The organism is uncultured Thiohalocapsa sp. (assembly GCF_913062725.1).
Taxonomy (GTDB): Bacteria; Pseudomonadota; Gammaproteobacteria; order Chromatiales; family Chromatiaceae; genus Thiohalocapsa.
Genome location: NZ_CAJXWY010000070.1, coordinates 1 through 18718, shown reverse-complemented (window position 1 = coordinate 18718; position 18718 = coordinate 1). Strand labels below are relative to the sequence as shown.

Here is an 18718-nt window from a genome sequence, read left to right as displayed (position 1 = left end):
TGGCCGACTCCACCAGCCGCTGGGCGGAGGCCCTGCGCGAGGTCTCGGGCCGCCTCGGCGAACTGCCGGGGGAGGGCGGCTATCCCGCCTATCTCTCGTCGCGGCTCGCGGATTTCTACGAACGCGCGGCGCGGGTGGAGACCCTGGCCGGCGCACAGGGCTGCGTCAGCATCATGGGCGCCGTGAGCCCGCCGTCGGGGGACTTCTCGGAGCCGGTGACCAACCACACCCGCCGTTATGTCGGCTGCCTGTGGGCGCTGGACGTGCGCCGGGCGCAGGCCCGGTTCTACCCGGCCATCCATCCGCTCACGTCCTACAGCGACAGCGCCCAGGGTCTCGCGCGCTGGTGGCACAGCGAGGGCTGCACCCGCTGGGAGACCCTGCGCCGGCGCTTCCTGACGCTGCTGGAGGACGAAGCCCGGCTCGAGCGCATGGCCCGCATCATCGGGCGCGACGCCATGCCGCCGCGCCAGCGCCTGACCCTGCTCTGCGCCCAGCTCGTCAACGAGGCCTTCCTGCGCCAGTCCGCGTTCTCCGAGATCGATCGCTACGCCACCCCGCAGCGCCAGGCGGTGATGATGCGCCTCATCGGCAGCTTCATCGACGCCAGCGGCATGCTGCTGGAGGCGGGGGTGGCGCCCGAGCACCTCAACGAGGCCCCAATCTTCCGCGCCCTCATGCGCATGGGCGAGGAGATCCCCGAGGGGGACTGGGAGCGCTTTTCGGCATTGGACCGGGAGCTGACGGCGACGGTGCGGCGATTACGCCACGAGGCGCCGGCGGGGGAGGCTTGAGCCGACTGTAACGGATAGTCCCAGGTCGATCAGCACGACAGGCTCCAGACGCCGCACCAATCACCCAACAACGAGCACCTCAGGTCAGGCAGGATCAAGCGTCCCATGTATGCAAGACTCACCGGCGAAGACATCGCCAACCGCGTGGAGGGGCCGCTGTTGTTTCTGCGGCGCACGGTGGATGTGGGCCTCAACGAGGCCGTTGAGGTGGAAGACGCGAGCGGTGCCGTGCGCCTGGGGCGGATCGCCGCGCTGGATGAGGACAGCGTCACGGTGGAGATGCTGGACGATACCGCGGGATTGCGCATCGACGGCACGCGGGTGCGCTTCTTCGGCGAGCCGCTGCGGTTCCATGTGGGACCGGGCCTGTTGGGGCGCATCTTCAACGGCGTCGGCAAGCCGCTGGACGGCGGTCCGCCGCTGGCGGCGCAGCAGGCATTTCGCGTCGACGGACTGCCGCTCAAGCCCTCGGCCCGGCAGGCGCCGAGCGAGTTCCTGGAGACGGGCTTCACGGCCATCGACCTGATGAATGCCCTGGTGCGCGGGCAGAAGCTGCCGCTGTTCTCCGGCGGTGGACTGCCGCACGACCGCATCGCCGTGGATATTGCCTGCAACGCCCGGCTGCCGGGGACCCCGCGTGAGCGCGGGGCTGCGGAGCCACGGCGTGACGACGACTTCGCCATTGTCTTCGCCGGCATCGGCATCCCCCACGCCAGCGCCGAGTTCTTCCGCAGCGCCCTGGAGCAGCGTGGGGCGCTGGCGCACACGGTGCTGTTCCTGAACCTGGCGTCGGATGCCAGCGCACAACGCTTGCTGACGCCGCGCTTTGCGCTCACCGCCGCCGAGTACCTGGCCTTCGCCGAAGGCAAGCACGTGCTGGTGATTCTCACCGACCTGACCAACTACTGCGAGGCGCTGCGGGAGGTCTCGGCGAGCCGCGGCGAGGTGCCGAGCCGCAAAGGCTATCCGGGATACATGTACTCCGACCTGGCGACGCTGTACGAGCGCGCGGGGCGCATCCGCGAACAAGCGGGCTCGGTGACCCAGGTGCCCATCCTGACCATGCCCAACGACGACATCACCCATCCCATCCCCGACCTCACCGGCTACATCACCGAGGGCCAGCTGGTGCTGGACCGGGCGCTGCATCGCCGCGACCGCTACCCGCCCATCAAGGTCCTGCCGAGCCTGTCCCGCCTGATGAAGGACGGCACCGGCGAGGGGCTGACGGATCCGGATCATCCGGCGCTGGCCGCGCAGCTCTATGCCGCCTATGCCCAGGCGCAGCAGACGCGCATCCTGGCGAGCGTGGTCGGCGAGGAGGGTCTGTCGGAGACCGACCGGCTGTACCTGGCCTTCGGCGAGCGGTTCGAGACCGCGGTGGTGGCCCAGGATACCCGCCGCAGCCTCCACCAGAGCATGGAGGCGGGCTGGCAGGCGCTGCGCGGGCTGCCGACGGCCTCGCTCACCCGCCTCTCGGATGAGCAGATTCGCACCCATCTGACAAGCGCCGGGCAGCCGGTGCAAGTCCGGGCCGAGCCCGGCGTCGCCGAGCGGTCCGCGGCGACCGTGCCCGCCTGAGCGCCGGCGGAGGCATGGGCTCATGACCGACCGCGAGCTGGTCCCCACCCAGAGTGCCTACCTGGCGCTCAAGGCCGAGCGCGCCGGCATGGAAGAAGGTTATCGCTTCCTGGACGAGAAGCGACTCATTCTGGCCGGCGAGATCCTCGCCAACCTGCGGGATTATGACGCCACCATGGCGCGCTGGCGGCGGGCCGAGGCACGGGCGCGGGCGGCGCTGCGGGCGGCGGTGGGGCGCCACGGGCTGGACGAGCTCGGCGTGTATCCGCCGCTGGCGGCCCAGTGCGGGCTCGCCACCAGCAGTCGGTCGGTGCTGGGGGTCAGGATCGAGGCGCTGGCTGCGTCCGGCGGCGGAGACCCGGATGGGGCCTCGGCGCCGGCGGACGGCGCGCGTGGCGGCTTTGGCGAACGCGCTGGCGAACGCCATCCCGATGGCGGTAGCGAGACCGAGTGCGGGGATGCGGGGGGAGGGATCGCCATCCAGAGTCCCGAGGCGCAGGCCTGTCGGGCCGCCTTCGCGGACCTGATGCCCATGGCCGCGCGGCTGGCGGTGCTCACCGGCAACCTCGAGCGCCTGCGGGTGGAGTATTTGCGCACGTCGCGGCGGGCTCGAGCGCTGGAGGACGTGCTGCTGCCGGAAATCGACGAGCGCCTGGGTGTCATCGACAACGTCCTGGAAGAACTGGAGCGCGAAGAGGCGGTGCGCGTGCGTCGCGGGCGCGCAGAGGCCTAGTCTGTTGCTGCCGCGCTTGGCCTGTGGGCGCGCCATCCGCTGTGGGCGCGGCGCCGCGTCTCAGCCATCCTTGCCCGTGGCCTCGCGCACTACGGCGCGTGCGGGCTTGTCCCGGCGCAGGCCGAGAAAGCGGGGATGACGTAGCCGCCCATCCCGCGTCCACTCCGTGAACGCCACTTCCACCACCAGTTCCGGCGCCACCCAATGGAGTCCGTCTACCGGCAGCGGACCCTGCTCGAAAGGCGGCATATCGCACTCGATGCGACCGAGCGCCACACGTAGGTCATGCAGGGTCTGGTTGTCGAAGCCCGTGCCCACTTTACCAGCGCAGACCAGAGTGTCACCGTGGTAGTAGCCCACCACCAAGGCGCCGAACCCCGGGCGGCCGCCGCGGGGCTCGGTGAAGCCGCCGACGACGAATGCCTGGCGGTGCTCACACTTGAGCTCGAGCCAGTCTTCTGAGCGGCCGTTGGCGTAGGGCGCATCAGCCCGCTTGGCAATCAGCCCCTCCCAGCCCCGCTCGCAGGCCTCGCGCAGCAGATCGGCGCCGTTGGCCTCGCGATGTGTGGTGAAGCGCAGCGGATCGGCGAAGTCGATCGCCCGGCGTAATAACAGCTTGCGTGAGGCCTGCGGCAACCGGCGGCAGTCCTGCCCGAGCAGGACCGGGAGATCGAACAGGTACAAAAAGACGGCCACCTGGCCCGGTTCGCAGGTCTTGGCCGGCCGGCGCATGCGCTGTTGGAGACGCCGATAGCTGGTGCGCGGACCGTCGAAGGCCACCACCTCGCCGTCGACGACGAAGTCGTCGCAGCGCTGCTTCAGTAGGGCCTCCACCAGCTCGGGGTAGGCCTGATTCAGCCGCTGACCCGTGCGGGAATTGAGCCGGAGCTCATGACCGCTGCGGATGGCGATGCAGCGCTCGCCGTCGAGCATGCGCTCGTAGAGCCAGCCGGGGCCGCTGACGGTGTCATGGCTGGGCGTCGCGAGCATCGGCCAGTGTGGGCCAGTGCGGGCCGGATCCACGGGCCGGGGCGCATCGCACGCCAGGGCCTGCAGCTGGGCACGCTCGGCATCGTCGAGAAAGGCGAAGATCGGGTCCATCGGTGCTGTGTGTGGCTGTGGCACGGCCGTCGCCGCCGTCATCGCTGTGGCAAGGGGTGTGACCGGGTCCGGGCTCCGCAGTAGGGCCTCGGGGTTCCCTGAATACGCCGAAGGTCGACGTCAGCTCCCGGCGACCGCCCCAGTGACCGTCTGCGCAGACGCTGGGAGCGCGGCCTTATGTGTGACAATTAAGTGACGTTTGTACCGCGACGCTCGGCGGCGATGCGCGCCGCAGCGACCGCCGGTGCGGTTCTCCCGCTGATCGTGAAGGGATCGATGCGGCGATGCCGAACGGCCCGGATATGGCGATCGGTGGCTGCGCTGGCAGCGGCATCAGGAGACGGGCGGGTGCTCCGAGGCCGTCTGGCAGACCGGGCGCCGGCATGAGTACCCGCGGGCGCCCACAACGCATGCGTCCGGTTGTGCCATGGTGAGCGGTGCGCTGCGGCGCGCGCCGTGACCATCGGACTTGCGCCGCAGCAGCCCGCATGGGAAGCGCCGACGTGGGACCACGCGCTTATGCGAATGGACGCCGCGCGCAATTACTGACTGTTGAGGGCAAAAAAAACGCCCCTGGCGGGGCGTTTGCGCTGGCGCCGGCTAGGGCCGATGGCGGCGGCCCTCGTGGCCGGCGATGGCTAGGCTTCCTCGGCCACCGCCTCTGCCACCGCCGCTTTCGCCTTTGGCTTGCCGATGGCGGTGATCGGCACCGCCACCTCGCCGGTGCCATTGTAGGCGGCGATCTGCGCCTCGGTCATCTGTTGGTCGCCGCCGCCGCAGGCCATGGCGGCATGGGCCGGCTCGGCGCCGCCGCAGGCCTTCACGGAGGCCATGACGCCGCTGGGCTGGTTCAGGCCGGCCGGCCTTTTCACGACCTCGGGCTTGACCGTCCCGTCGATGGGGCGCTTGGCGGGCGGGGCCTTCTTCCAGGCGTTGTGGTCCGGCTCCTCGATCTTGGCGGCGGACTTGTCGTAGTCGAAGCGGATGAGCTTCTTGAACATCGGCCCCCAGTAATTCTGCTGACCGAGCTGGTAGAACTTGCGCTCGAAGGCGCTCTTGAAGAAGGCCTTGATGCAGCCGATGAGATACCTGCGGCGGAAGGGGTCCTTCACCCAGGGGTACTGGAACAACATGCGCTTCATGTAGAAGCGCCGATAGTTGGCCATGACGCCATCGAGGAGCTCGGCGCGGTCGATGTTGTCCGGCTTCATGATGGGCGAGACGAAGTTGTACTTGGAGTAGTCGAACACCTCCACCTTCTCGCCCAGCTCGGTGAACATGTCGGAGAAGGGCCAGGGGGTGAACATGGACCAGTTGGCCATGTCGGCACCCCAGTCCATGACCATCTGGTAGGTCTCCTCCAGGGTCTCGCGGGTCTCGTTCTCGAGCCCCACGATGAACTGCGCCTCGGTGACGATGCCGTTCTGCTGCAGCAACTGGATGGCCCGCTTGTTTTGCGCGACGGTGGTCTCCTTGACGAAGCGGTCCAGGTTCAGCTGTGCCGCGGCCTCGGTGCCCAGCGAAATGTGCACCAGCCCCGCCTTGCGGTAGAAGGGCAACAGCTCTTCATCGCGCATGACGTCGGTGACGCGGGTATTGATGCCCCACTGGATGTCGAGGTCGCGGTCGATGAGCTCCTGGCAGAACTCGATGAACTTGGCGCGGTTGATGGTGGGCTCCTCATCGGCGAGGATGAAGAAGCCGACGCCGTGGACCTTCTTCAGCTCCTCGATCTCGTCCACCATCTGCTTCGGGCTGCGCACGCGGTAGTCGCGCCAGAACTTCCACTGGGAACAGAAGCTGCAGGTGAAGGGGCAGCCGCGGGCCATGTTCGGTGTGGCCACCGGCACGCCGAGCGGGATGTAGGTATATTTTTTCCAGTCCAGCAGGCCCCAGTCCGCCTTGATAGTATCGATGTCCCGGATGGAGGGCTCCGCTGGGGTGGCCACCACGGCGCCGTCGTCGCCCAGGAAGGCGATGCCCTTGATCTGGTCGCGCTCGTGGGGCCAGCGGCCCTCGTCGATGGCCCGCACCAGGTTCAGCGTCACGGCCTCGCCCTCGCCGCGGACGATGACATCGATGCAGGATGCCTCCGCGAGCACCTGCTTGAACATGAAGGTGGGGTGGATGCCGCCGAGGACGGTGACGGCGTGTGGGCATTCTTCCTTGGCGATCTGCAGCACCCGCTGTGCGGCGTAGATCATGGGCGTCATGGCCGTGGTGGCGACGACGTCGGCCCCGGCCTCGCGGATGGCGAGGCGCAACTGGGCGTCATCGAGGTCGTCCACCAGGGCATCGACGAACGAATAATCGGTGTAGCCGCCGGCCTTGAGGTAGCCGGCGAGGTAGGTGACCCAGGCCGGCGACCAGTTACCGGCGATATCGGCGGCGCCGGCGCTGTAGTTGGGGTGGACGAAGAGGATGCGCATGGATCGGCTCCGTGTCGGTGAGCGTCGGTCGCGGACAGGCACCGGCGACTGCGTTGGGGTGGCGGCACGCCGCGCCGGCGTGGGCGGCGGGCGTGCTGCGGCGGTTCTGGTCAGGGCGAGTGTGGGCGACGGCACCCGTTCGCGTCATTGAGCCCCATCTATCGTTGCGCAATTGCCGGTGCTGTGCCGCTTGGTTGGCACGGGCCGTTTCCACTCGCTTGTCCCCGGATGGTACTGCGCATGGCGGGCGTCGCCAGCGAAATAACTGTCAATCGGCCTTTCCGTTGACTGGTGTCAAGCCTTCTGGACACCGACCCAGACACGAGCCTTCGCCATGAAGCACTGCATGCTGATCGGTATCGGTCCGGGGCACCCGGACTTCCTGACCCTCCAGGCGATGGCCGCCATGCGCCGGGTGGATGTGTTCTTCCTGCTGGAGAAGGCCGGCCGCGGGAAGGATGAGCTGCTCGCGCTGCGCCGGGACATCATGCGGCGCGTGCGCCCGGACGGGGGCTACCGGGAGGTACGGGTGCCGAGCCCGCCGCGCCCGCGCGCCGTCGATCTGGACGGTGCCGCCTACCGCGCCATCGTTGCCGACTGGCACGCCGAGAAACGGCGCATCTTTGCGGAGTTGCTGACCCGCGAGCTCGGCGACGGCGAGACCGCCGGCCTGCTGCTTTGGGGTGATCCGCTGCTCTATGACCAGACCATCAGCATGGTTGAGGCGGTGGTGAGGACGCTGCCAGAGCCGGTGCAGGTGGGGGTCATTGCGGGCATCAGCGCCGTGCAGGTGCTCGCCGCCCGGCACCGCATTCCCCTCAATCGGGTCGGCGAGTCGGTGCAGATCATCACCGGCAGGGAGGCGGAAACCGTCGACCCGGCGCAGGTACACAACGTCATCGTCATGCTGGATTACAACGCCTCCTTTCGGCGTTTCGTCGGGCAGGACATGGAGATCTACTGGGGCGGCTACCTGGGTGGGGATGACGAGGTACTGGTTGCCGGAGCGCTGGACGAGGTCTTGGAAGAACTGCTGCGCGTGAAGGCCCGGTTGCGGGCACACAAGGGCTGGCTCATGGACACCTATCTGCTGCGCCGCCGGGTGCAGGGTGCCGACTGAGCCTGTCGCTCTCAGTGGCCGGGCTCATGCATGGGGAGGTTGGGGGAGGTTGGGGGAGGTTGTTGGAAGCCTCGCATTTGTCGTGACCGTGACAGCGCGATCGTGCGTGAGAATTGTGGCGGCTTGCCGCGCCACAGCCACTGCTGCTGGGCAACCCGCCGGCTGCACGGTGACTGGACGGCTGCTGGCGCGTTTTTTGCACCGCGGTCACTGATGTCGTGCATACGTCGTGCTCGACCGCTCGTAACCGCGACACGCTCCGACGCTGGCCTTCAGGATCACCCATGTCTCCGACCAAGCCCGATGTGCAGGACTACCTGCAGCTGTTTCGCCGATATGGCGGCAATCTCTCCGAGCTCTATCAAGCCCCGGATGACGACCGCTATGCACTGCTGTTCGAGCAGATCATGCGGTTGCTGATGAGACCCTCACCCTTCAACCTGCAGCTGCCGGAGCCCTTTCGCAGGGTGGCCCGCCGCTACCGGGACGGCCACCAGCCCACGGTGACCCGGCTGCGCGACCCCGCCGATCGACACTTCCTGCTCTCCGAGCTGCACGACCTGGTCATGCTGAAAGGCGGTCTTGCGGCGGTCCGCCAGTCGCAGACCAGCGCCACCGAGCCGGCTTGAGCCGCCGTGGCTCAGAACGCACCGGTCGCACCCGCGGTGATGATGGACAACATCTCACCGTTGATGGAGATGGCGATGGCCTGAAGCTCCGGAGGCAGCTCATAGGCATTGATGATCATGTCCAGATTGAGCATCTCCAGCCAGTACTCGCCGTCGTTGTCCTCCACCAGCGCGATACTGCAAGGCATGTAGGCGGCGTAGATGGTGTTGAAGCGCACCATCTTGATGGCGTCCTCGGGCCGGCAGAACTGGAAGATCTCCAGCCGCGGCGATTCGAGGCCCCGGGACTCCAGCTCTCTGCCTACATTCTGGTGACCTACCAGTTTCATGTTCAGCTCGACCGCCTTGGAGTTCATGGCGTCGATGGCGTCGTCCGGCGTCACGCCTTCAGCGAGGCCCATTTTGAGAACGGTCTGGCCGATCTCGTACATGTTGACGTCCGGCGCCCGTGCCGAGTCTTGGGCGAGCGCTGTGGCCACCGGTAAGCCCGTGCCCAACAGCAGGGCGGCGGCGAGTGGGAGCAGTGTTCTGGTCATGCGGGTCGACTCCTTGGCGGATGGGGCCGGCCCTGATCGGGCCGGCGGTCATGCAGACCGGCCGCAACCTGTCGGCGGCCGGTTTGATCGCACTCGGGCAGGCCGGCGCTCAGTCGTCTGTATCTTTCTTGTCGTCCAGCGAGGCGATCCAGGCGAGGATGTCCAACAGCTCCTCTTGTTCGTAGGCCTTGAAGGTCTCGTCTTCCGGATCGTTGGCGTGGTAGCGCTCTTTGCTTTTGAACATCTCGATCTGTCGGAGTAGGTACTCGTGGTACTGGCTGCGCAGCGGCGGTGACTCCCTGCGTGTCTTGCCCTCCGCCTCGCGGCCGTGGCAGCTCTTGCAGTCGTAGCGATACAAGCGCTTGCCGCTGCGGCTGCTGCCGTCCTCCGGTCCCGGCACGTCGATGTCGAGCTCCATGTCCGAGATGTAGGCCGACAGATTCACCAGGTCCTGGTCGTCGGCGGTCTTGAGCGCGCCCACGACCAGCATGGCATCGTAGCCGCGCGCGCCGGTTTGGTAGTCCTTCAGGGCCTTCAGCAGGTAATACTCGGGCATGCCGGCGATGCGTGGATACTTGCCTCCCAGAATGCCTTGACCGTGCTTGCCGTGGCACAGCGCACACTGGCGATACATGACTTCCCCGGCAGCCCGGTCGGGCCGCATATCCAGCAGGTCAGTGGCGTCTTCTTCCTCCTCGTCGGCGATGGCGCAGGGGGCGATGAATAGTGCCGCCAGCAATAGCGTCAGTGGGAGCAGACGCAGTGCAGATGCGATCGGTGCGAAGGTACTTGGCGTAAGAGGGCGCTTCGGGGGCATGTGCAGACGCTCCAGGGTCCTAATGGGGTAATCAGCCCGTCGGCTGTCGTCGCTCGGGCCGTGAAGTCGTTCACTAAAAGTGCACGACCACCGCGTTTATTGTCGGTTCGGATGCTGTGCGTGACGCTCCGGGGAGCGCTGCCGGCCCCGGCGACGGGGCGGCGTCCGCGGTCAGGCTTTCGGCGCGACCTGTCCGAGAATCCTTGGTGTCCAGCACCCTGCAGCCGCCGGTAACATAGAAGATCGCTCAAGCGCCTGCAACCGCGGAGCATTTTGGGGGTTTATGGTCACGGTTATCGTGGCATGGGATGAGGGTCAGCGCCGCACATAGATCATTTCCATGGGCAGGCCCAAGGCGTCCTGGTCCGGCGCAGCGGGCAGCCGGCTCATGGCGGCCGCATCCTTGAGGACCATGGCGGCGGTCACGGCCAGTATCGCCGCGTCCAGAATGTCGTCCACCGCCACGCTGCGGCGCGGATGTGCCCCCGCCAGGGCGTCGAGATGGGGCAGACAGGTCGGGTCCAGGTGCGCGAGCAACGCCCGTCGCTCGGCTTGTCCCGCGGCCTTGCGTTTATTGTGGCGCATGGGCACGCCGCCGGCGAGTCCCCAGGCACAGAGCTCCGGGTGGGCTTCGCGCAAGCGCGTGCGCAGCGTCGTGTCGGTCGCGAGCAGTTGGTCGAGCGCGCGGATCTTGCCGGCGATATGCCAGGTTTGCCGGGACAGCGCTCGGCCCGTGTGGTGGCGGTTGATTGCGCAGGCGTGGGTATAGTCGTGTGCATCGAGGGCGGCACGGCAGGGCGGACGGAAGACGCTGCTCGCGCGCGGGCGCCCCAGCAGTGCCCGGGCGGCGCGGTCGCAGCGACGTTCGTCTGCGCCGGCGGTGACCAAGCCGATGGGCATATCCACCAGGGTCAGGACACTGGCGGCGATAATCTCCCGCATGGTCGCCAGGTCGGCGGCGAGGCCGCCGTCCCAGCAGCCGGCCCGGTGCCGGCACCATACCCAACCGCCGCGGCAGCCGTCGATGCCCACCGCGGCGCCGTCGCCTGCGCCGGGCGCGCTGCTCACGCAGCCGTGCGCGGCCGGGGATCGGGGCTGCGGCCGCTGCGCAGACTCCGACTCACCGCGGTGGCGGTGTCGTCACCGCTGGCCAGCGCCCAATGAATGGACGGCGGCGCCGCCAGCTCTCCGCAGACCCAGCGCTGCTCACCCACACGCACCGGGGCGCCCGGCGCGCTGACACCGGTGTGCTGTACCGGCAGGGCCGCCGGCAACCGGTAGACAGCGAGGCGCTGCCATCCCGCCACGTGCTCGCCATACCAGTCGCGCAGCTGGCGGCGAACGGCGGTCTCCAGCGCATCCGGGTTGTGGTTGGCGCCGAAGACGTTGACGCACACCAGTGCCTGGCCGGCGGGGGCGTAGTGCGGCGACAGATTGCTGGGGCAGAGCAGGCTGTTGATGGGCCCGGCGCCGGTGCCGTTCAGCACCAGGTAAGGGCCGGTGAAGGGTGCTTCCGGAGCCGCGAAGTAGAAACAAGTCGTGCCGCGGGTCGCCACGGGCTCCCGGCCGAGGAGGTTGGCGGCGGTGTTGGCGTCGGTGGCCAGGACCGTCGCGCGCGCGCGCAGTCGGTTACCGTCCGCCAGGCGCACGCCGTCGGCCTCGAGTCGCTCCACCCGCTGGCCCAGCAGCAGGCTCTGTGGTGCCAGTCGCTCCGTCAGCTGCAGCGCGATCTGTTCCATACCGCGGGCCGGCAGCGCCGTATCGCCGAGGGCGAAGGCACGAAACACGAACTCGAAGGCGCGGCTCGATACATTCAGCTCGGGCTCGAAGAAGACGCCGGCGAAAAAGGGCCGGAAAAAGCGGGACTGGATACGCTCGGAGAAGCCGAGCTGGCGCAGCAGTGCCGGTGCCGGCTGCTCCGCTCGTGCGTAGAGCGCCGCCAGGTCGCCGCTCAGCGCCCGGCGACGCAGCGCCAGCAGCCGCAGCTTATCGCCGAGAGATCCCACCGGCGAGGTCAGCATCTCCGGCAGTTGGGCCGGGCGCCGCCAGATGTCGCTGACGCGGTGGAAGGCGTCGCCGATGCGCACCAGCGCGCCGGGGTAGAAGGGGCGCAGGTCCAGGGCTTCGTAGTCCAGCAGCTTGCGGGCCGCCGGATACCAGGTCTGCAGCACCTGGAAGCCGCGGTCCAGCAGGAAGCCGTCGCGCAGGTCGGTGGCGACGCGCCCGCCGGTGCGGTCCGCCGCCTCGATGACCAGGGGGCGCAGGCCTTCGCGCTGCAGGCGCAGGGCGCAGGCGAGACCGGCGAGGCCGCCGCCGACGACGATCACATCCGCATCCACGTGTGGGACTCCTTCTGGTTGATGGCTGGGGCTCGTGGTGGTTGATTCGTGACTGGCTGCGGCCTTGCACCCCGCATTGATCAGGCGGCTGCCAGGGACGTGCGCAGGGTCGACGCCTGTGCCCGGATGGCGGCCAGCCGTTCGGGGTCGAGGCGGTCCAGGTTGCGCCACATGAGCGCCGTGCGCGGGTGTTGCGCGAAGCGCGCCCGGTGGCGCGCCAGAAAGTCCCAGAACAGGGTGGTGAACGGACACGCGGTGTCGCCCACCGCCTGCTTCGGGTCGTAGCGGCACCGGCGGCAGCAGTTGCTCATGCGCTGGATATAGGCGCCGCTGGCGGCATAGGGCTTGCTTGCGAGCAGGCCGTCATCGGCGAACTGGCTCATGCCGAGGGTGTTGGGCGCCTCCACCCATTCCACGGCGTCCACGAACATGGCCAGGTACCAGGCGTGCACCTGCCGCGGCTCCACCCCGAGCAGCAGCGCGAAGAGTCCGGTGACCATCAGCCGCTGGATATGGTGGCCATAGCCGCGCGCCACCACCTGCCCCAGGGCGTCGGCGAGGCAGGCGTAGTCGGTGTCGGCGCTCCAGTAGAATGCGGGCAGGGGGGCGTGGGCGTGCAGGGCATTCACGTCGAGATACCCCGGCATCTGCCGCCAGTAGATGCCGCGGACGTACTCCCGCCAGCCGAGGATCTGGCGCACGAAGCCCTCCACCGAGGCGATGGGCGCCTGTCCCGCGTGGTAGGCCGCGACGGCCGCGTCGATGGCGCGCCGCGGATCCAGTAGCTTCAGGTTCAGCGCCGCCGACAAGCGGGCGTGGTAGAGGTAGGGCTCGCCGGTCCAAATGGCATCCTGATAGGGGCCGAAGGCGGCGAGCCGGTGGCTGATGAAATCTGCCAGCGCCGCCTGGGCCTGCGCGGGCGTCAGCGGCCAGTCGAAATGCGCCAGGCCGCCGGGAGCGTTCGGGAAACGCGTCTCCACCAGGGCCATGACCTCGCGGGTGATGGCATCCGGCGCGAAGCCGAGCGGCGCCGGCAGCAGGCCAGGCCCGCGTTTGCCGAAGGTCTTGCGATTGTCTTTGTCAAAGTTCCAGGCGCCGCCGGCGGGCTCGCCGTCGTGCATGAGCAGGTCGTGGCGCTTGCGCATCCAGCGGTAGAAGTGCTCCAGGCGCAGCTCCTTGCGCCCCTTGGCCCAGGCGTCGAAGTCCGGCAGCGGGCAGAGGAAGTGGCGGTCTTCCAGCACCCTCAGCGCCACGCCGGCTTCGGCGCAGGCCTGCTGCAGCGCCCGTTGCATCCGGTATTCGCCGGGCTGCACCACACGCACCTGCCGCGGCGCCAGCGCCGCCAGGTCTGCCGCCAGCGCCGCGCCGATGCTCGGGTGGTCGTGGGCATCCAGCGCTAGGTAGCGCACGCGCAGGCCGGCGGTGAGCAAGCGCTCGCGCAAATGCCGCATACCCGACAGGAACAGCACCGTACGGGCCTTGTGGGAAGGCACATGGGTGGCCTCGAGCGGTGCCTCGCACAGCCACACCAGATCCTGCTCGGGGTCGCAATCGTCGAACAGGCTGCTGTCGGCGTTCAGCTGATCGCCGAGCACCAGCAGCAGTCGACGTGGGGATTGCGCCGGGTCCATGGGTCGATACTCAGGTGCTGACCGTGCCGGCGGGCGCCGAGGTTGCTGCCGCGCGGCGGTAGGCGAGCTGGCCGTGGAAGCGCGCGCGCACGGCGTCGATGTGGTCGGCCTGGGCCGCGGTCTTGTCGCCGCGGTAGGCCTTGACCCGCGCGAAGCGCAGGGCCAGCCCTGCCGGGTAGTGGCGGCTTTCCTGCAACTCGTTGCAGGCGACCTCCACCACCAGTTCCGGGCGCACGTGCACCACCGGGCCGTCGCGGGCCACCGCCCGGGACAGCAATTGCTCGGTTTGCCAGGCCAGCAGCGCGTCGGTGAGCCCTTTGAAGGTCTTCCCCAGCATCAGAAAGCCGCCGGCGCCGTCGCGGCAGCCGAGATGCAGGTTGCTGAGCCAGCCGCTGCGACGGCCGCTGCCCCATTCGGCGGTGAGCACCACCAGGTCCAGCGTGTGCGCCTGCTTGATCTTGAGCCAGTGGCTGCCGCGGCCGCCGGCGGCGTAGGGGGCGTATGGATCCTTGGCCATGAGCCCCTCGTGGCCGGCGGCGAGCGCCGCTCGCAGAAAGCCCGCCGCCGCCGCCGCGTCGCCGTCGACGAGACGCGGGATGACCAGCGCCGGCGGCAGGGCATCGGTGAGGGCGGCGTGGCGCTCGCGGGTGGGGGCATCGATGAGGGTGGCGCCATCGCAGGCCAGGCAGTCGAAGCAGAGCACCGTCAGCGGTAGCCGGGCGCGCAGCTCGGGGTCATCGCTGTGGCGGCCGAAGCGCCGCATGGTGACTTGGAAGGGCTGGGGGCGACCGTCGGCGGCCAGTGCCAGGGTCTCGCCGTCCAGCACCAGCTCGCGGGCGGGCAGGTCGCCCACGGCCGCGACGATTTCCGGCACGGCGGCGGTGACCTCGTTGCCTTGGCGGCTGAAGACACGCACCAAGTCGCCGCGCTTGTGGATCTGCACCCGGGCGCCGTCCAGCTTGTAGTCCAGGATGGGGCGGCGCAGCTGGCAGAGCGCGTCGTCCAGGTCCTGCGCCGGTTGCGCCAGCATGGGCTGTAGCGGGCGGAACAGCTGCAGGCGCAGGGCGTCGAGCCCCGGACGGCCCTCGCTGCGGGCGATGGCGGCCACCTCGGCAATGTCGCTGCGCAGCATCTGTGCACGGCGCACCCGCTCCGGCGGTATCCCGAAGGCCTTGGCGATGGCCTCCACCACCAGCGACGCCTGTGCACCCTGACGCAACTCGCCGAGGAGCAGTCGCCGCAGAAACTGCTGCTCCGCGGCGGTGGCGCGGGCGAACAGCTCCGCCAGCGCCTGCGCCCGGCGCGCCCTGGCGCCGGCACCGGTCATGCCGGCGACCGCGGTCAGGGTTGCCATGGTGTCGGCGACGGTCAGGGTGGCGGTGGCCGCCGACTCGGCGGCGACCGCTGCGCGCACCTGTGCGGGGCCGATACCGAGACTGCGGGGCGCCGCCTCGCCGGTACACCAGCGGGCCGCGGTGCCGATGTCCGCGGCTGCGGCGTCGCGCAACAGCGCCGCCAGCCGGGCGACTTTGGCACCGCGGCTGCGCGTGGCCACCAGGTCCGCGGAGGTCGCTGCCAGCGCCTGGACGCTCAGCATGTCGGACTGGCGCGGGGGTCGGTGCTGCGGGGGGCGCGGCGACGGGGCCATGGGCGGATACCGCTCGGCGACAGCCGTGGGGACGGCCCGCCTCAGTGATACTGCTCGGTGGTGTAGTGGCCCGGTTCGTGGCGCTTGTGGCGCCGCATGCCGCGCGCCTCCAGCCAGGCGCGTACGTCCTTGATCATGGCCGAGTTGCCGCACAGCATGAAATGACTGTCCTCGGGCGTGATGTCGGCGTCGGCCGCGGCCTGCAGGCTGCCCTGCGCCAACAGGTTGGTAATGCGACCCTGCAGCGCTGTCTCGCTGTTGTCGCGGGTGAGTGCGGTGATGAACGTGAAGCTGTCCGCGTGCGCCGCCTGGATTTCGGCGATGGTCTCTGCGTAGCTGAGCTCGCCGGCGTTGCGGGCGCCGTGCACCAGGATCACGCGCTCGAAGCGCTCCCAGGGGCCGCCGGTCTTGAGCATGGAGAGATAGACGCCCAGGGCCGTGCCCGTGGCCAGCATCCACAGGTGTCGGCGTGGGACGACGTTGTCCAGGGTAAAGACGCCGCTCGCCTTGTCCGACACCCAGATGCGCTCGCCCACCTCCAGGTCGGACAGCTTGGGCGTGAGCGGGCCCTCCGGGATCTCATTGAAGTAGATTTCCAGCGGCTGCTCGTGTGGAGCGTTGACCAGGGAGTAGGGGCGGCCGACACGCTCGCCATCCACGTCCAACGCCACTTTGATGTACTGCCCTGCCGTGAATGCCGGCAGCGGGGCGTCGATTTGCAGGCTGTAGAGCGCCTGCGACCAGTGCCGCTTACCGGCGATCTTGCCTTCGAGCCATTTGGCCATGGATGCTGCTCCTCGCTTGTGCCAAACCGCCAAATTTGGTTCGGTTTGCTGGCTTTTCAAAGGTTGAACAGGGGCGCGCAGGTTGCCGTTGCGAAGGTTGCCGCGCCGCCGGAGCCGCTCGGCGGTGCATTGTGTTCCGCGGCGCCCCCACCATATGGGCCATGTCCAGGTTTTGTATAACTCAAACCGCTGGGGCTTGCCCATGTTCCACACGTTTCACACCCGTTATCTGATTTTGGCCCTGCTGCTGGGAGGCTTGCTGATGAACGACACTGCCAACGCCGCTTGCGCGCCAACGCTGGACTTCGAGAAGCGCCGTCTCGCCGGAGACGAGACCGTGAACTTCTGCGACGCCTACAAGGGCAAGGTCCTGCTGGTGGTCAACACTGCGAGCAAATGCGGTTTTACCGGTCAGTACGAAGGGCTGGAGGCGCTGTACGACAAGTATCGCGACCAGGGCCTGGAAGTGCTGGGCTTTCCGTCCAACGATTTCGGCAACCAGGAGCCGGGCAGCGAGGCGCAGATCAAGGACTTTTGCCGCCTCACCTACTCGGTGGAGTTCCCGATGTTCGAGAAGATCAGCGTCAAGAAGGGCAAGGCGGACCCGTTCTACCAATACCTGGCGCAGCAAACCGGCGTCTATCCCAAGTGGAACTTCTATAAGTATCTCATCGACCGCGACGGTAAGGTGGTGGACGTCTACTCCAGCATCACCTCGCCCAGCAGCGGCAAGCTCGTGCGCACCATCGAGCAGTTGTTGGCGAAGCCGGCCTCTTCGTGAGCCCATCGGCGCCGGCTGCGCGACTGCGAAACCCGGGTGCCGGGTGACGCGCCCGCCCGGTTGCGGAACCTGACCCCGGCACGGCGGCGTGCCACGGGCACGCGCCGGCCGCCGCCCCGGTTGCTCAAGCCGCTGGGCGGCCGGCGGATACCAGTGCGCGCTCCAGGGTGACCCCGCCGCGCCGCATCGGCGCGCAGTCAGCGAGGTTACTGCGCAACGGTGGCCGAAAACGCGGCCGCCGCCCCGTCGCCTTCCGCTCGACTGCGTCGCCACGGTTCACCGCCGCGGCGGCGATCGCTCGCCGCTGGACTCAGTGCGCCTCCAGCTTGCCGAGCTCCGCCAGGATGTCCAACACCAGCCGTTCGCCCTGGCTGTCCATGCCCTGGGTGAGCTTGTCCGGGTTGCGCTCGCCCTGGATCATCGGCCGGATAATCCCAGCCAGACGGGCCATCTGACCGCCGACGGTGTTCATCTGTTCGGCCATATTGCCGATGAGTGCCAGCGCCTGGGCATTGCCGGTGGCGGCGGCATGGATCATGTGCGCCAAGCCGGGGGCGGCCATGGTGGGATCCTGGCGCTGGGCCGGGTCGGGCAGGGTGGCCGGATCCTGCATGCCGCGCAGGATGGCGTCGGCGACGATCTGGTCCTCTTCGTCCAGGCCGTGGAACACCGCCGGGCCGCGCTCGCCGGCGGCCATGCGCTTGAGGGCGCCGACGAGCGCCGCCCAGCCGCTTTGCTCGGCGTGGTTCAACAGGGCCGTGAACTCGGCGCGACGCTCGGCGTTGCCGCAGGTGGCGGCCACCTGGCGGATGAATTCGGCGTGCACCAGGCGGATCTGCTCGTGGCGATCGGGGTAATCGGACATGGGACTCGGCCGTATCGGTCTGGCTTTGGTGCCCGCCACAGCGGGGGGTGGAGTTGACGCGTCGGGTGGCGGCCGGCGGCAGACACCCTCCTCACGTCCCTTGAGGCGTCACCATAGCATCATCGTTGTCGGCACCCCAGCGAGTCCCGCCGAGCTCTCTGTCGAGTGCGGCGAAACTGGCGTTTGCCTGGTGCTTGCTGTCGGTCATGGCCGTCTGCCGGCTGGACGAGCACGCCGTTGCCGCCGGTGCCGTGCTCGGATGTGCTTCATGATGGCTGTGTCCACCCGGATGGCCCGCGGCGCATCAATCCGATGGGCGCGGCGCCCTGTCAGTAGGGCTTTTCGACGGAGCGCCGCGGCAGCGGCCGGCTCGGAACCCGGTATGTGGCGGCCTGCGGGTCCAGCTTGCGGCGCATGGGGTCGTGTCCGGCGAGGCGCATGACGAGTCCCATGGGCACGAAGAGCAGGAAGAACACCAGCCCCAGGATCAACGGTGTCGTGATCCGGCTTGCGAGCAGACCGAAGCGCATCCAGCCACGGTAGACGGGGCGCAGGCCCGCGGGGCGGATCAACCCCCACAGCGCCAGCACCGCCGCCAAGGCCCAAGGCCACAGGGGCCAGCCGAAGCCGCCGAGCCAGGGCAGCAGCAGCCCGAACAGTGCGGCGACGATGGCGGCGGTGGTGAGCGCGAAGCGGCGCAGGCCCGCGGCATCGAGCGCAGGGATGTCTCGGTCGGTCATGGATCTCGGTCAATGAATGGCAGACGCTCAGCCGCAAGCTGCGCGGCCACGATGCCCACTATGGAATCACCGATATACCCGTCGCATCTCGGTTTTCGCTTTCTGCGGGCTAGGTTGCAGCTGGCGGGGGACGCCGTGAATACGTCCCTGTAGGCTTCACGACAGCATCCCTGCTGTCGAGACCCCCGC

General features: G+C 68.7%; 16 protein-coding genes and 1 pseudogene. 6 read left to right on the top strand and 11 right to left on the bottom strand.

Annotation, left to right across the window (positions count from 1 at the left end):
• The 3 genes and pseudogenes from QZ588_RS15555 to QZ588_RS15545 all read left to right on the top strand — a co-directional run.
• Positions 1–794: pseudogene (locus QZ588_RS15555) on the top strand (ATPase); the annotation flags it as partial.
• 105 nt (positions 795–899) lie between these two features.
• A complete protein-coding gene (locus QZ588_RS15550) occupies positions 900–2375 on the top strand; it encodes a V-type ATP synthase subunit B (RefSeq protein WP_295543857.1) in 1476 nt (491 codons plus the stop codon).
• Between the two features lie 22 nt (positions 2376–2397).
• Positions 2398–3108 carry a V-type ATP synthase subunit D gene (locus QZ588_RS15545; protein WP_295543856.1) on the top strand — a complete coding sequence of 237 codons (711 nt, stop codon included), beginning with the start codon at positions 2398–2400 and terminating at the stop codon, positions 3106–3108.
• Between the two features lie 60 nt (positions 3109–3168).
• On the opposite strand, the gene ligD is transcribed toward QZ588_RS15545, so the two are convergent.
• Together ligD and bchE are read right to left on the bottom strand one after the other, a co-directional pair.
• Entirely contained in the window at positions 3169–4209 is a 1041-nt protein-coding gene (ligD, locus tag QZ588_RS15540; RefSeq protein ID WP_295543855.1) for a non-homologous end-joining DNA ligase, read from the bottom strand.
• Between the two features lie 638 nt (positions 4210–4847).
• The gene (gene bchE, locus QZ588_RS15535) at positions 4848–6638 is read right to left on the bottom strand and encodes a magnesium-protoporphyrin IX monomethyl ester anaerobic oxidative cyclase (protein ID WP_295543854.1); all 1791 of its coding nucleotides are present in this window, start codon (positions 6636–6638) and stop codon (positions 4848–4850) included.
• A gap of 334 nt (positions 6639–6972) precedes the next feature.
• Between bchE and cobF the strand changes: the two genes are divergently transcribed.
• Positions 6973–7758, top strand: coding sequence for a precorrin-6A synthase (deacetylating) (cobF, locus tag QZ588_RS15530; protein WP_295543853.1), 786 nt, complete (start codon positions 6973–6975; stop codon positions 7756–7758).
• A 284-nt stretch (positions 7759–8042) separates the two neighbouring features.
• Complete coding sequence (locus tag QZ588_RS15525) at positions 8043–8387, top strand: hypothetical protein (RefSeq protein ID WP_295543852.1); 345 nt, start codon at positions 8043–8045, stop codon at positions 8385–8387.
• Positions 8388–8398: 11 nt separating this feature from the next.
• Here the strand turns inward: QZ588_RS15525 and QZ588_RS15520 are convergent, their stop codons facing one another.
• The 7 genes from QZ588_RS15520 to QZ588_RS15490 all read right to left on the bottom strand — a co-directional run bounded on the left by QZ588_RS15520 (position 8399) and on the right by QZ588_RS15490 (position 16143).
• Positions 8399–8923 (bottom strand): DUF302 domain-containing protein, encoded by a 525-nt coding sequence (locus tag QZ588_RS15520; protein WP_295543851.1) that lies wholly within the window; start codon positions 8921–8923, stop codon positions 8399–8401.
• A 109-nt stretch (positions 8924–9032) separates the two neighbouring features.
• The gene (locus QZ588_RS15515) at positions 9033–9740 is read right to left on the bottom strand and encodes a c-type cytochrome (protein ID WP_295543850.1); all 708 of its coding nucleotides are present in this window, start codon (positions 9738–9740) and stop codon (positions 9033–9035) included.
• A 315-nt stretch (positions 9741–10055) separates the two neighbouring features.
• Positions 10056–10808: a DUF429 domain-containing protein gene (locus tag QZ588_RS15510; protein WP_295543849.1), complete on the bottom strand. Its 753-nt coding sequence runs from the start codon at positions 10806–10808 to the stop codon at positions 10056–10058.
• A complete protein-coding gene (locus QZ588_RS15505; RefSeq protein ID WP_295543848.1) occupies positions 10805–12079 on the bottom strand; it encodes an NAD(P)/FAD-dependent oxidoreductase in 1275 nt (424 codons plus the stop codon). The genes QZ588_RS15510 and QZ588_RS15505 overlap by 4 nt, the downstream gene beginning before the upstream one ends.
• A gap of 80 nt (positions 12080–12159) precedes the next feature.
• Positions 12160–13710 carry a cryptochrome/photolyase family protein gene (locus QZ588_RS15500; RefSeq protein ID WP_295543847.1) on the bottom strand — a complete coding sequence of 517 codons (1551 nt, stop codon included), beginning with the start codon at positions 13708–13710 and terminating at the stop codon, positions 12160–12162.
• A 10-nt stretch (positions 13711–13720) separates the two neighbouring features.
• Positions 13721–15307 (bottom strand): ATP-dependent DNA ligase, encoded by a 1587-nt coding sequence (locus QZ588_RS15495; protein ID WP_295543846.1) that lies wholly within the window; start codon positions 15305–15307, stop codon positions 13721–13723.
• A gap of 92 nt (positions 15308–15399) precedes the next feature.
• Positions 15400–16143, bottom strand: coding sequence for a ferredoxin--NADP reductase (locus QZ588_RS15490; RefSeq protein WP_295543845.1), 744 nt, complete (start codon positions 16141–16143; stop codon positions 15400–15402).
• A 262-nt stretch (positions 16144–16405) separates the two neighbouring features.
• Here QZ588_RS15490 and QZ588_RS15485 point away from each other — a divergent pair, with 262 nt between their 5' ends.
• The gene (locus tag QZ588_RS15485) at positions 16406–16924 is read left to right on the top strand and encodes a glutathione peroxidase (protein ID WP_295543858.1); all 519 of its coding nucleotides are present in this window, start codon (positions 16406–16408) and stop codon (positions 16922–16924) included.
• A gap of 310 nt (positions 16925–17234) precedes the next feature.
• Here the strand turns inward: QZ588_RS15485 and QZ588_RS15480 are convergent, their stop codons facing one another.
• Together QZ588_RS15480 and QZ588_RS15475 are read right to left on the bottom strand one after the other, a co-directional pair.
• Positions 17235–17789, bottom strand: coding sequence for a hypothetical protein (locus QZ588_RS15480; RefSeq protein WP_295543844.1), 555 nt, complete (start codon positions 17787–17789; stop codon positions 17235–17237).
• 329 nt (positions 17790–18118) lie between these two features.
• Complete coding sequence (locus QZ588_RS15475) at positions 18119–18529, bottom strand: SxtJ family membrane protein (RefSeq protein ID WP_295543843.1); 411 nt, start codon at positions 18527–18529, stop codon at positions 18119–18121.
• Positions 18530–18718: the final 189 nt, after the last annotated feature.

What these genes read in the sequence shown, in the direction of transcription:
- QZ588_RS15545 (WP_295543856.1), top strand. Translation starts at nt 2,398, where the DNA reads ATGACCGACCGCGAGCTGGTCCCCACCCAGAGTGCCTACCTGGCGCTC.
- bchE (WP_295543854.1), bottom strand. Translation starts at nt 6,638, where the DNA reads ATGCGCATCCTCTTCGTCCACCCCAACTACAGCGCCGGCGCCGCCGAT.
- QZ588_RS15520 (WP_295543851.1), bottom strand. Translation starts at nt 8,923, where the DNA reads ATGACCAGAACACTGCTCCCACTCGCCGCCGCCCTGCTGTTGGGCACG.
- QZ588_RS15525 (WP_295543852.1), top strand. Translation starts at nt 8,043, where the DNA reads ATGTCTCCGACCAAGCCCGATGTGCAGGACTACCTGCAGCTGTTTCGC.
- QZ588_RS15490 (WP_295543845.1), bottom strand. Translation starts at nt 16,143, where the DNA reads ATGGCCAAATGGCTCGAAGGCAAGATCGCCGGTAAGCGGCACTGGTCG.
- QZ588_RS15495 (WP_295543846.1), bottom strand. Translation starts at nt 15,307, where the DNA reads ATGCTGAGCGTCCAGGCGCTGGCAGCGACCTCCGCGGACCTGGTGGCC.
- cobF (WP_295543853.1), top strand. Translation starts at nt 6,973, where the DNA reads ATGAAGCACTGCATGCTGATCGGTATCGGTCCGGGGCACCCGGACTTC.
- QZ588_RS15475 (WP_295543843.1), bottom strand. Translation starts at nt 18,529, where the DNA reads ATGACCGACCGAGACATCCCTGCGCTCGATGCCGCGGGCCTGCGCCGC.
- QZ588_RS15515 (WP_295543850.1), bottom strand. Translation starts at nt 9,740, where the DNA reads ATGCCCCCGAAGCGCCCTCTTACGCCAAGTACCTTCGCACCGATCGCA.
- QZ588_RS15485 (WP_295543858.1), top strand. Translation starts at nt 16,406, where the DNA reads ATGAACGACACTGCCAACGCCGCTTGCGCGCCAACGCTGGACTTCGAG.
- QZ588_RS15550 (WP_295543857.1), top strand. Translation starts at nt 900, where the DNA reads ATGTATGCAAGACTCACCGGCGAAGACATCGCCAACCGCGTGGAGGGG.
- QZ588_RS15500 (WP_295543847.1), bottom strand. Translation starts at nt 13,710, where the DNA reads ATGGACCCGGCGCAATCCCCACGTCGACTGCTGCTGGTGCTCGGCGAT.
- QZ588_RS15480 (WP_295543844.1), bottom strand. Translation starts at nt 17,789, where the DNA reads ATGTCCGATTACCCCGATCGCCACGAGCAGATCCGCCTGGTGCACGCC.
- ligD (WP_295543855.1), bottom strand. Translation starts at nt 4,209, where the DNA reads ATGGACCCGATCTTCGCCTTTCTCGACGATGCCGAGCGTGCCCAGCTG.